General features: G+C 52.1%; 12 protein-coding genes. All 12 read left to right on the top strand.

Going from position 1 to position 11,759, the window contains the following annotated elements; genetic code table 11:
* Positions 1 to 428: 428 nt before the first annotated feature.
* On the top strand, positions 429 to 1,244 hold the full coding sequence (locus ACTIKR_RS11400) for an NAD-dependent epimerase/dehydratase family protein (protein WP_193090344.1): 816 nt from the start codon (positions 429 to 431) through the stop codon (positions 1,242 to 1,244).
* A gap of 53 nt (positions 1,245 to 1,297) precedes the next feature.
* Positions 1,298 to 2,065 carry an amino acid ABC transporter permease gene (locus ACTIKR_RS11395; RefSeq protein WP_442327898.1) on the top strand — a complete coding sequence of 256 codons (768 nt, stop codon included), beginning with the start codon at positions 1,298 to 1,300 and terminating at the stop codon, positions 2,063 to 2,065.
* A 2-nt stretch (positions 2,066 to 2,067) separates the two neighbouring features.
* Entirely contained in the window at positions 2,068 to 2,718 is a 651-nt protein-coding gene (locus tag ACTIKR_RS11390) for an amino acid ABC transporter permease (RefSeq protein WP_193090342.1), read from the top strand.
* A complete protein-coding gene (locus ACTIKR_RS11385; RefSeq protein ID WP_442327897.1) occupies positions 2,702 to 3,430 on the top strand; it encodes an amino acid ABC transporter ATP-binding protein in 729 nt (242 codons plus the stop codon). Before ACTIKR_RS11390 ends, ACTIKR_RS11385 begins: the two co-directional genes overlap by 17 nt.
* A gap of 44 nt (positions 3,431 to 3,474) precedes the next feature.
* Positions 3,475 to 4,272 (top strand): transporter substrate-binding domain-containing protein, encoded by a 798-nt coding sequence (locus tag ACTIKR_RS11380; RefSeq protein ID WP_442327896.1) that lies wholly within the window; start codon positions 3,475 to 3,477, stop codon positions 4,270 to 4,272.
* A gap of 278 nt (positions 4,273 to 4,550) precedes the next feature.
* Positions 4,551 to 5,993, top strand: a complete 1,443-nt coding sequence (locus tag ACTIKR_RS11375) for an aldehyde dehydrogenase family protein (protein ID WP_442327895.1) — start codon at positions 4,551 to 4,553, stop codon at positions 5,991 to 5,993.
* A gap of 153 nt (positions 5,994 to 6,146) precedes the next feature.
* Entirely contained in the window at positions 6,147 to 7,175 is a 1,029-nt protein-coding gene (locus ACTIKR_RS11370) for a TRAP transporter substrate-binding protein (RefSeq protein WP_193089556.1), read from the top strand.
* A gap of 61 nt (positions 7,176 to 7,236) precedes the next feature.
* Positions 7,237 to 7,737, top strand: coding sequence for a TRAP transporter small permease (locus tag ACTIKR_RS11365; protein ID WP_193089557.1), 501 nt, complete (start codon positions 7,237 to 7,239; stop codon positions 7,735 to 7,737).
* Positions 7,737 to 9,026, top strand: a complete 1,290-nt coding sequence (locus tag ACTIKR_RS11360; protein ID WP_442327894.1) for a TRAP transporter large permease — start codon at positions 7,737 to 7,739, stop codon at positions 9,024 to 9,026. Before ACTIKR_RS11365 ends, ACTIKR_RS11360 begins: the two co-directional genes overlap by 1 nt.
* 2 nt (positions 9,027 to 9,028) lie before the next feature.
* The gene (locus tag ACTIKR_RS11355) at positions 9,029 to 10,144 is read left to right on the top strand and encodes a zinc-binding dehydrogenase (RefSeq protein WP_226817109.1); all 1,116 of its coding nucleotides are present in this window, start codon (positions 9,029 to 9,031) and stop codon (positions 10,142 to 10,144) included.
* Between the two features lie 9 nt (positions 10,145 to 10,153).
* Positions 10,154 to 11,329 carry a CaiB/BaiF CoA transferase family protein gene (locus tag ACTIKR_RS11350; RefSeq protein WP_442327893.1) on the top strand — a complete coding sequence of 392 codons (1,176 nt, stop codon included), beginning with the start codon at positions 10,154 to 10,156 and terminating at the stop codon, positions 11,327 to 11,329.
* Positions 11,326 to 11,759, top strand: a 434-nt coding sequence (locus ACTIKR_RS11345; RefSeq protein ID WP_442327892.1) for an aldolase/citrate lyase family protein, incomplete at its 3' end; no start/stop codon positions are given. The genes ACTIKR_RS11350 and ACTIKR_RS11345, both read left to right, overlap by 4 nt.

Genomic DNA, 11,759 nt, shown 5'->3' with positions numbered 1-11,759 from the left:
TTCGGCTACGGCTTCCTGTCGTTGCTATTTCCCACTATCGCTTCAATTATATTGCTGGGCAGGACCAGACGACATTTTCAAGGAGAATAAAGAAGAAGAGATAGCAACTTATCTTGTCTGTTCGTGCCGGGGCGCCAGCCTCGAGTGCCTTGAGAACGCCAAGGGTATCAAAGCCAGTGTGGTCATTATAGAAATGTGTAATATGCAGTTGCACCCGAAAGCTAGCAGCTTACACCCTTAGCGCTATTGACAAGCCCTTGCTGCTGCGCGCTCAAAAATCATGGAAGCGTGTCACCAGTAGCGTGCTGGCAGGCCGTCTCCTGAAACACTTTTGTGGTTATTTTTAGGGTAAACCACAATTTCATGATGTCAGATAACATACAACAATAAGGCTCATAAATAAACGCTGTATTTCAGTTGGAATATTCGTGCAACAGACAAAACCCTTTAAACGCCTATTGTTAACCGGCGCTGCCGGCGGACTGGGCACCGTGCTGCGCCAAACCCTGAAACCCTTTGCCGACACCATAAGGCTGTCGGACATCATTGCTCCTGCTGACAATCCGCAAGCGGAAACTGGCGAGGAGCTCATGCTTTGCAATCTGGCTGACAAGGCCTCAGTAGATCAGTTGGTGGCCGGTTGCGATGCCATCGTGCATATGGGCGGGGTATCGGTTGAACGTTCTTTTGAAGAAATCCTAGAGGCAAATATCAAGGGTGTGTTTCATATCTATGAAGGCGCGCGACGCCATGGTGTGAAACGGGTGATTTTCGCCAGTTCGAATCACGCCATCGGCTTTTATCGGCAGGATGAAACCATTGACGCCGGCGTGCCGCGCCGACCCGATGGCTATTATGGTCTTTCCAAAGCCTATGGCGAAGAAATGGCCAGTTTCTATTTCGATCGCTATGACATTGAAACGGTCAGCATCCGTATAGGATCCTGCTTTCCGGTTGCGAAAGACCGGCGCATGATGCACACCTGGATCAGTTCCCGCGATTTGACCGAACTCATTCGTTGCGGGCTGGTAACCGAAGCAGTGGGGCATACGATTGTGTATGGCATGTCAGATAACAAGGAAGTGTGGTGGGACAACCACCTGGCGGCCAGGCTGAACTTCGTTGCACAGGACACATCTGAAATATTCCGCGAGCAGGTTGAGCGCCAGCCCATGCCTGCAGCCGATGATCCCGTTGCCGTCTACCAGGGGGGCGCGTTCACCGCCCAAGGCCCGTTCGAGTAATTCACGTGACTGCAGGACTATATAAAACCGGCCAGCGTGGATGGGAGATATAAGTGCAGTATGATTTTAATTTCGCGGGTCTGCTTCCTTACTGGAATACGTTTCTCGAAGGGGCATTACTGACGCTTGAACTGACCCTGGCCTCGACGGTGTTTGGCCTGACTATCGGTATTTTCTGCTCTATCGGCAGTCGCAGCCGCTACCGTTGGGTAAATCGAGCTTGCGCTGTCTACGTTGAGACGATCCGTAACACACCGTTTCTGGTGCAAATATTCATTTTCTATTTTGGGCTGTCCAGTATCGGGCTGCAGATGCCGGCCGCGGTGGCTGCGGTCATTGCCATGGTCATCAATGTAGGCGCCTACTCCTCGGAAATTATTCGCGCCGGCATGGACGCCATCCCCAGGGGACAGATTGAGGCGGCTGAATGTCTTGGGCTGTCCCGGCCTCGAATCTACTGGCACGTCATTATGCTCCCGGCTTTCGAGAAAGTGTACCCGGCCATTACCAGTCAGTTCATCTTGATGATGCTGATGTCGTCCATTACCTCACAGATCTCCACCGAGGAGCTCACTGCAGTGGCCAATAATGTGCAGTCGGAAACGTTCCTCTCGCTGGAGTCGTACATCGTGGTTGCCGCCCTTTACTTATTGCTGGCAGTCGTGTTGCGACTGCTTTTCTGGCTGGCCGAGCAACTGCTGTTTCGGCGCAAGCGGGTCATCGCCCAGGCGCAGCGCCGCTCGGCCTCCATGGGCAATGCGGCCGCCCGCAAGCGAAAGGCGGTGTCGCGCAAGCTGCCTGCCGTCACGATCAGAGGGTAACCATGGACTCATTTTCTTCTGTACAGCTGATGTATCTGCTCAAGGGCATGGGCTGGACGCTGGTGTTGTCGATTATTTCATTTGCGCTTGGCTCCGTGGCAGGGTTCGCAGTCATGCTGGCACGTGTCTCGGTTCACAAATCGGTCCGGGTGGTCATATCTGTTTATATCCAGGTTATTCAGGGCATTCCCTTGCTGGTCCTGCTCTTTATTGTCTACTTCGGGGTGGGCATTTTCGGCATCAACGTCGCGCCGCTGGTGGCCTCGGCCATTGCGCTGATGATTCATGTGAGTGCATTCCTGGGTGAGATCTGGCGCGGCAGCGTGCAGGCAATAGAAAAAACACAATGGGAAGCCTCGGAGTGCCTGGGCCTGTCGCGCTGGCAATCGCTGATTCTGGTGATTATTCCGCAGGCATTGCGTATGTCATTGCCGCCCTCGGTGGGCTATCTGGTGCAGGTCATCAAACTGACGTCACTCGCGTCGGTTGTCGGTTTCGTGGAACTGACGCGCGCCGGCCAGATTATCAATAACTCGCTGTTCCAGCCATTTCTGGTTTTCGTGCTGGTGGGCGCCTTTTATTTTGTGCTCTGCTATCCATTGTCGCTATGGAGCAGGGCCATGGAGAGAAAACTGAATGTCGGCAATCGTTAATGTGCGGGATGTGCACAAGAGGTTTGGAGAGAACGAGGTGCTCAGGGGCGTGTCGTTTGAAATAGAACGCGGCCAGGTGGTGGCGATCATCGGACAGAGCGGCTCGGGAAAAAGTACAGCGCTGCGCTGCATGGATCACCTGGAGACGATCAACAGTGGTTCCATTTCGGTCTGTGGCCATGAACTTGGCACAGGTACGGTTAACCTGCGTGAACTGCGCAAGGATGTGGGCATCGTCTTTCAGAGCTACAACCTGTTTCCGCACCTGACCGTTCGGCAAAACATCATGCTTGCGTTAAAGCATGTGCGCAAGCTATCGCGCGAGCAGTGTAGCCACAAGGCGCAGTACGTACTTGAAAAAGTGGGCCTGGCCGAAAAGGCAGAAAGCTATCCGGAACAGCTATCGGGCGGCCAGCAGCAGCGGGTGGCGATTGCCCGGTCGCTGGCCATGGAACCCAAAGTGATGCTGTTTGACGAAGTCACCTCTGCACTGGACCCGCAATTGACAGGTGAAGTGCTCCGGGTGATTGAAGATCTGGCCAAAGGCGGGATGACCATGGTGCTGGTCACCCACGAAATGGCTTTCGCACGCAGAATTGCCGACAAGGTGATTTATATGTATCAGGGCATGGTATGGGAAACCGGCGGCCCGGAAATCCTGACCAATCCTCAAACCCGCGAGTTGCAGCAGTTTATCGGCACAGGTTTATAGCAGGTAATTGCAGCTCACTATATTTATAAAAGGTAGGACGACAAATGAAATTAATACAGACAGTGCAAACGATCGGTCTCGGTCTGGGCCTGATGGGTGTGTGCGCGGCAAGCCATGCCGATGCCCTGGATACCATCAAGAAAAATGGCACGATCCGCGTGGCCGTTGCAATGGGCGTGCCCATGTTCAGCTACGCCAATGCCAATATGGAACCCGAGGGTTCGGATGTGGACACGGCTAAACTGCTGGCCCAGGATCTGGGTGTCAAACTGGATCTGGTGCAAATTACCAACGCGGCGCGGGTTCCCAGCATTCAGACCGGCAAGGCAGATCTGACGGTCTCGAGCCTGTCGATTACGCCTGAGCGCGCCAAAGTGGTGGATTTCACTGTCCCGTATGCTTCGCTGCAGACCATTGTCGCTGCGCCCAAGGATGTGCAGATCAAGAGCTATGCAGACCTCAAGGGTCTGCGCCTGGGCGTGACGCGCGCGACGGTCAATGACGCCGATGTGACCAAGAATGCGAAGGACGCCAATATTCGCCGTTTCGAGGATGACGCCACACTGGTGACCGCCGGTGTATCAGGGCAGGTTCAGGCCGTCTCTTCCCAATGGCCTATCGTTGCGGAAATCAACAAGAAGCAGACCAACAATCCCTTTGAGACAAAATTTACCCAGCATGAATTTATGTTGGGCATTGCCATGCCGAAAAACAATCCCGAACTCAAGGCATGGCTGGATAAGTGGATTCTTGAAAATCTGAAAAACGGCAAACTTAATGATATTTATAAAAAATATCACGGCAATGAACTTTCACCGAAAGTGGTCAATCAGCAGTCTTGATTATCTGATATCAATATGAGAAATACAAAAGGAGCCCGCTGGCTCCTTTTTCAATGCTGCAGCCGGATCGTGCAGGTGGATTCGTCGTTTCCGGAGAATATTTCTTGAGATACCAGGCTGATCAATGACTTGTTTCGTGTGTGAGGGGTTTCACCAATATAGTGCCTGCCTATACGCGCATCAGAATTTAATATTTGATAGTCTACCCATAATCCGGTCTACTCTTTCTTGATTATCAGTTTTTGCGCGCCAGGCGCATCGATATAACAGGAGACAACATGCCGCAAGCCACGAAATCCATATACATCAATGGCGTCTGGAAAGCGTCAGAGAACGGGAAGCAGATTGATATGCTGGCGCCCAGTAACGGCAAGAAAATCGGGGCAATATCGCGAGGCGACAAGGCTGATATCGACAAGGCGGTGTTCGCTGCGAGAAGCGCATTCGAGGGTGTATGGGGGCAAATGGCCGCAGTAGACAGAGGTCGATTGCTGTCCCGGCTTGGCGTCAAAATACTGGAAAATATTGAACAATTGGCCTCGATCGAAGCGCTGGATACCGGCAAGCCCATGACGCTGGCACGCAACGATATCACGGCGACAGCGCGATACTTTGAATATTACGGCGGCGCGGCAGACAAAATCCATGGTGAGACCATACCGTTTTTGAACGGTTATCAGGTCATGATTCTTCGCGAACCACGGGGAGTGGCAGGGCACATCATTCCGTGGAATTATCCGGCACAGATGTATGGGCGAACAATTGCGTGTGCTTTGGCGGCAGGCAACACCACAGTATTGAAGCCCGCAGAGGAGGCGTGCATGAGCATCATCAGGCTGACTGAGCTTGCCCACGAAGTTGGTGTCCCGCCTGGTGTCATCAATCTTGTTACCGGCTTGGGTGAAGAGGCCGGCGCTGCATTGTCCGCACACAACGGCATCGACTTTATGTCGTTCACGGGCTCACCTGAGGTTGGCACGCTCATTCAGAAGGCGGCGGCAGAGAACCATGTGCCGTGTGTCCTTGAATTGGGAGGAAAATCACCGCAAATTGTATTTGACGACGCCAATGTTGATGAGGCCATCCGGGTAATTATTGCTGCGATTATTCAAAATACCGGCCAGACGTGCTCTGCAGGTAGTCGTGTGCTTGTACAACGATCAATATTCGAAGAGTTTATGGATGCACTGGCAAAGCGTTTCAGGTCAATCAAGGTGGGCTCTCATGAGTCGGATCTGGACTGCGGTCCGGTCATCAGTCAGGTCCAGTGTGAGCGTGTCAAAGGCTTTCTGGAGCGAGCAAGAAAAAATGGTATCGAACTGATTGCCGAAGGTAGTCTGGATGAGACCGCTGTGGCATCTGGTTTTTACGTCACACCCGCGCTATTGGGCCCTGTTGATCCCGCAAGTGAATTGGCTCAGGACGAAGTTTTCGGACCGGTATTGGCCGCCATCCCATTTGATGATGAGGACGACGCCATCGCCATTGCAAACGGGACACAGTTTGGTCTTATCGCAGGCGTGTGGACTGAAAGCGGGGCACGTCAGATCAGAATGGCCAAAAGACTACGCGTCGGTCAGGTTTATCTGAATGCTTATGGGGCGGGGGGCGGAATCGAACTGCCATTTGGTGGATTCAAGAAAAGCGGTCATGGGCGCGAAAAGGGATTTGAAGCGCTTAAGGAATATACGGTATCAAAAACCGTGGTCATCAAGCACTGACCTGGTTGACGTTGCGATTCATATCGCATGGGGTGCTGTGAGAGACAGGAAACAATCTGTCCGGGCTCTTGGCTGAAAATAATTATTGTCCTGTATCTGTTTATGCAAATACAGAGATATATGCGCATGAAAAAATCTAATTAGGAGACAAAAATGCATAAGCTATTGAAGCGTAGCTCAATCGGGCTACTGGTGGCAGGTTTCACTCTCGCACTGTTGGCGGGGCAATCGGTGAATGCGGCGCCTATCAAGCTGCGTCTTGCTCATGTTTTCGCCATTGGCAGTCCGGTCGATGAATCAAGTAAACAGTTTGCCAATATCATCAAAGAGAAGACCAATGGTGAAATAGACATCTCGGTGTTTCCCAACAGCCAGCTTGGAGGGGACGAAACGATTGCTCGCGACATATCGCGAGGGTCCTTGGACATCGCTTTTGTCAATCCCGGTTCTCTCTCGGGGCTGGATCCTTTGCTCGATATTCACTACCTTCCCTATATCGTGGCCGACTTTACGCAGGCTGATAAGATTTTCTACAATCCGGATGGCATTATCCAGCGTACGTTAAGAGAAACGTTGAAGAAACACAAGATGGAGTCGCTGGGTTTTTTTGAGCTTGAATTCCGTGCGCTGACCAACTCGAAACATCCGGTCGAGACAGTTGCAGATCTCAAGGGACTGAAAATTCGCGTTCCGGGGTCGGCCGGCATTCGTGGCTTTTTTGACGAGGCCGGCGCGCAGGCGGTGACCATGCCATTCCCGGAGTTGTTTACAGCACTGCAACAGGGAACGGTAGACGGTCAGGACAACGGTGCAAGTATTACGCACAATTCACGCCTGTTCGAGGCGCAGAAGTTCATGACTGAACTCAATCACGTCTATGCAATGGGAGCGATTGTCTCCAGTCAGCGTGTCTGGAACAAACTCGACGATTCGCAAAAGGCACTGTTCCGGGAGACAGCAGCAAAGGTATCAGCTGAAGAAATCAGGAAAAACCGGCAGATGAATGCGGAATATATGAAAAAAATCGAAACCGGTGGCATCAAAATACACAAGCTCGCACCGCAGGCGCTGGCGCAATTTAAAGCGGTAGGAGATAAGGTATGGGAGAAGCTGACGCCAACTTACGGTCAAGAGCGCATCGAGGCACTTCGGGCAGAAGTGCAGGCGCTGACAAAAAAATAAAATAGCAGATCAAGGAACAGGAGCAAATGCTATGCAACTGGGAAGCAGACTGGCCGCGCGTATGGCATGGATCGAATGCAGGCTATACAAAATTGAGAATTTTTTATGTTCTTTAAGCCTTATGGTCATGCTCCTGATGATATTTCTAAGCGTTTGCGTAAGGTACTTCAACCTGCCGCTGCCAAACGTTTCCGAATGGGCGCTGGTCGCCATGGCGCCATTGACCTTCGTGGGGGCGGCGATGTGTACCAAGCTTGGGCAGCACATCGCGGTCGATTTCGTGCATCAGTCTCGCTCAATGGCGCTAAGAAAGTGTGCCCATCTCCTTGTCTCCTTGTTGTTACTGTTGTTCTCCGGCATATATACCTGGCTCGGGTTGATGTTGCTGGACGATGCGATATCGTCCGGAGAAACAATGATTGATTTAGGGACGCCGGTTGCCATTCCCGTTTTTTGCTACTTTCTTGGCATGCTATTGATGTCGATCCACGCCTTATGTCAATTGATCCGGGCTGCGACATTCAATGCCTTGCCCGATCTTGCAACAACGGGGAGGGAGTGATGATTGTCTCTCTTCTTCTGCTACTGCTTGTTATCGGTACCCCTATTGGCATTGCGTTCGCGCTGATCGTCATGGTCAATGCTGAGTCATGGAATATCGACCCGTTCACACTGGCAGCATTGCCCTACGATACGGTCAATTCCTTTCCTTTGCTTGCTATACCGCTATATCTCCTGGTTGGAGAACTGATGAATAGAGGTGGGCTTGTGGCCCAGATCATATCAGTATGCGATATCTTTTTAAGCAAGGTAAGGGCGCCACTTGGACATATCATGATTTTTGCCAGTGCGCTGATGGGAGCTATCACCGGATCATCAGTGGCGACAGTGGCTGCAATCGGCAGTACGGTAGGGACCGAAATGCGCAAGCGCGGGTACCCCGTTGGTTATGTCGCCGCCCTGAACGCTGCTGCCGGTTTGCTCGGAGTCCTGATTCCGCCCTCTATCCCGTTGATTTTATATGGATCGATCGTGGGCGTTTCCATTACCAAGCTGTTTATGGCGTCGCTTATTCCGGGCCTGCTGATCATTGTCGTTTTTTGCATCATTCATCTGTTTCTGTCCCGGCGGGTGTTAAAGGACGGGCAGGAAGTCAGGACTGAAGATACTTTGCCAGACATCGGCGCAGTGCGCAGGCCCATTCAGACCGTTGTTCATGCAGCGCCAGCCCTGTTCCTGCCGGTACTGGTACTGGGCGGAATCTATTCAGGAATATTTACGCCAACAGAAGCAGCGGCCGTTGCAGGCGTCTATGCCATGCTCGTTACTCTGATATCGCGCAAAGCAGGCAAAGGCGACATGCGGGGAATATTTGAAAAAGCGGTTCTTGCCACGGCCGCCATTCTTGTGATCATTGCTTTTACCAGCGTGTTTAACCGCGCCATGGTGCTTGAACAAATACCGCAAGGTATCGCGGATTTCACGACGGCCTTCACCAGCAACCCAATGCTATTTCTGCTTGTCGTCAATATCGCGCTTATTCTGGTCGGGATGTTTATGGAGACAAATGCGGCCACTTTGTTGATGGGCCCTTTGTTGGCGCCTGCAGCGATCCGGTTTGGTGTTGATCCTGTGCATTTCGGAGTCATATTAGTTACCAATATTGAAATTGGCCTGCTCACACCGCCATTGGCCGCAAATCTGTACGTGGCCGCAAGAACGAACAATGCCAGACTTTCCGCAATGATGCAATATACCTGGTGGTTTCTGGGCGGGACATTGCTGGCGCTTATGCTGATTACTTTTATTCCTCAACTGACCATGTGGCCCAATTATTTTAAGGCGAGCTGATTATGTCATTCGTAATTCCCGAGTATTCCCGCGCCGCTGTACTAAGAGCCTTCAAGACGCCGCTCAATATTGAAGATGTGCCTGTCCCGACCACCCTTGAGCCAGGTAGCGCTCTTGTAAAAATGGATGCCTGCTCGATCTGTGGGACAGATGTTCATCTGTGGCAGGGATCGCTGTCCCTGAAAGTGGATTTGCCGGTCATTATAGGCCATGAAATGGTGGGCACAGTGGTCGCCTTTGGTGATGGCGCTCGCCACGATTCGGTGGGCAACGTATTGGAGCCCGGTGATCGTGTCGTGTACACGCATACATCTTGTGGAAGTTGCTTCTTCTGTACAACGGCCCGGTCTCCTACTTTGTGTATTAACCGAAAGGCCTATATGTACGAGACCATGGCAAAAGCGCCGTATCTGCTCGGCGGCTTTTCCGAGTATGGGTATGTCATGCCGGAAGCAGGACGTCTTAAAGTGCCTGATAATGTGTCCAGTGAGCTGGCCAGCTTGTCAAGCTGCGCATTGCGATCGGTCATGAACGCCTTCTCGCAGGTGGGGCAGATTGAGCCATATCAGACAGTTGTGATCCAGGGCGCCGGGCCATTGGGATTGCTAGCCGCTGCCAACGCCAAGGTACGTGGCGCCAAGGTGGTGATCGTCATCGGCTCGCCTGCTGCACGTCTAGAGCTGGCCCGGGAGTTCGGCGCCGACGTCTGTATCCCTGTTGAAGGTACCACAGATCAAGAAAGGCTTGATACCGTTCTCATGCATACTCAAGGGCGCGGGGCCGACATTGTGATGGAATTTACGGGTGTGCCGGCGGCTTTCTCGGAAGGGCTGGCGTTATGCCGCAAGGGTGCGCGATATCTTGTTGTTGGTCAGTTGGGGGAAGGCAGCACGCAATTTCAGCCGTCCATGATTGTCAAAAAAAATATCAATGTCATTGGCTCATTCTCGGGCGATGCGCGCAGCTACTCCCTGGCGCTGCAATTTATGGCTCGGCATATGCATAATTTTCCATTTGAACGCATGATTACCGGCCGCTACACCCTGCATACAGTTAATACCGCCATGGAAAGAATGAAGAGCTATCAGGAAATTAAACCTGTTATTACATTCTCTTGAAGGACCGGAATGATTCATCAATTCAATGAAAGTGAAAAGGGCCCCCTTGACGGCGTACGGGTTCTGGATTTGTCAAGACTGGTTGCCGGCAACATGCTCACCTTGTTCCTTGCTGATTTTGGGGCAGACGTCATAAAAATAGAAAAGGACGGAAAAGGGGATGATTTGAGAAGCTGGAAGGAATCGGACGAACCGATTTACTGGAAAATCTATGGACGCAACAAGCGCTCCATGGTTCTGGATCTTAAGTCGGAACCGGGCAGGGAAGCGTTGAAGAAGTTGGCCTCACACGCGGATATTCTGGTTGAAAATTTCGTCCCCGGCGGCTTGGAGAAAATGGGACTTGCGCCACAAGTGTTGCACCAGGCAAATCCGAAATTGGTTATTGTCCGCGTATCAGGATGGGGCCAGACCGGTCCGTTTAGCCACAAGCCCGGTTTTGGAACACTGGTCGAAGCGATGTCGGGGTTTTCATATTTGAACGGTCATGCAGATAAGCCCCCGACTCTGCCGCCATTGGCCTTGGCGGACATGATCGCGGGCGTATACGGGGCTGCGGGCGTGTTGACGGCGCTTAGGGCGGCAGAAAAAGAAGGCATCGGGCAGGTTATTGATTTGTCGCTGTTCGAGCCTATTTTCTCTTTTATTTCATCTGAGGCGCTTAAGTACCAGTTGTCAGGTGTGCCGACCATGCGTTCTGGAAACCAGTCGTCGCATACGGCACCTCGCAATGTGTATGAGTGCAGCGATGGCAAGTTTGTGGCGATGTCCGGCTCAATGCAATCGATGGCTCTGAGAATCCTGGATACTATCGGTCGACCGGAACTGAAGGCGGACAAACGGTTTCATGATAATGACGCGCGGGTTGAACATAGAGATGAGCTGGATTTGATCATTGGTGATTTTATAAAGCAGAAAACTCAGCAGGAGAATCTGGCGCTGTTTGAGGCGGCTGGAGTAACAGTCGGACCTGTGTGCTCGGTCGCCGATCTGATTGACAGCCATTATATCCAAGGTCGTGAAGTGATGATTCAACTAGAAGACGACGACCTGGGATGTATTACGACGCATAATATAGTACCGCGTCTGAGTCGGACACCGGGTGCCTTTTATCGTGCCGCGCCGTCGATAGGTCAGCATACCAAGGAAATAATCAGTCAATTCGGATTGGAGAATATACTATGAACGATAAACAGATTCGGTGGCGATCTTTGCTCTTTGTACCTGCCACAAGCGAACGCTTTGTCCAGAGTGCGGTAAAGCAGCGAGCCGATGCTCTGCAGATCGACCTGGAGGACAGTATCCCCTTCGCCGATAAGGAGCAGGCGCGAGCGAATGTGCATGAAATAGCAGAGAAATTTGCCGATGCCGGCTTTGATGTCGTGGTCAGAATCAATCGCAGCTGGCGGCATGCGGTCCGGGATCTGGAACATTCTGTCAGCAGACACGTTAAAGCAATCTGCCTGCCAAAAGTCCCGGATGCGGGCTATGTGCAATCGATTTCCGAGGTGATAGGCGAGCTCGAACAGGAAAACGGGCTGGAGCAGGGGGCGATTAGACTAATTACGATGATCGAGGACGCCCAGGGCCTGTCAAACATTAACGACATTGCCGC

This window comes from Advenella sp. (genome assembly GCF_052108595.1).
Taxonomy (GTDB): Bacteria; Pseudomonadota; Gammaproteobacteria; order Burkholderiales; family Burkholderiaceae_B; genus Advenella.
This window is presented reverse-complemented; position numbering and strand designations above follow the sequence as displayed.

Excerpts from the sequence above, each read along its gene's own strand:
- ACTIKR_RS11385 (WP_442327897.1), top strand. The coding sequence starts at position 2,702 with ATGTCGGCAATCGTTAATGTGCGGGATGTGCACAAGAGGTTTGGAGAG.
- ACTIKR_RS11355 (WP_226817109.1), top strand. The coding sequence starts at position 9,029 with ATGTCATTCGTAATTCCCGAGTATTCCCGCGCCGCTGTACTAAGAGCC.
- ACTIKR_RS11380 (WP_442327896.1), top strand. The coding sequence starts at position 3,475 with ATGAAATTAATACAGACAGTGCAAACGATCGGTCTCGGTCTGGGCCTG.
- ACTIKR_RS11370 (WP_193089556.1), top strand. The coding sequence starts at position 6,147 with ATGCATAAGCTATTGAAGCGTAGCTCAATCGGGCTACTGGTGGCAGGT.
- ACTIKR_RS11365 (WP_193089557.1), top strand. The coding sequence starts at position 7,237 with ATGGCATGGATCGAATGCAGGCTATACAAAATTGAGAATTTTTTATGT.
- ACTIKR_RS11360 (WP_442327894.1), top strand. The coding sequence starts at position 7,737 with ATGATTGTCTCTCTTCTTCTGCTACTGCTTGTTATCGGTACCCCTATT.
- ACTIKR_RS11350 (WP_442327893.1), top strand. The coding sequence starts at position 10,154 with ATGATTCATCAATTCAATGAAAGTGAAAAGGGCCCCCTTGACGGCGTA.
- ACTIKR_RS11390 (WP_193090342.1), top strand. The coding sequence starts at position 2,068 with ATGGACTCATTTTCTTCTGTACAGCTGATGTATCTGCTCAAGGGCATG.
- ACTIKR_RS11375 (WP_442327895.1), top strand. The coding sequence starts at position 4,551 with ATGCCGCAAGCCACGAAATCCATATACATCAATGGCGTCTGGAAAGCG.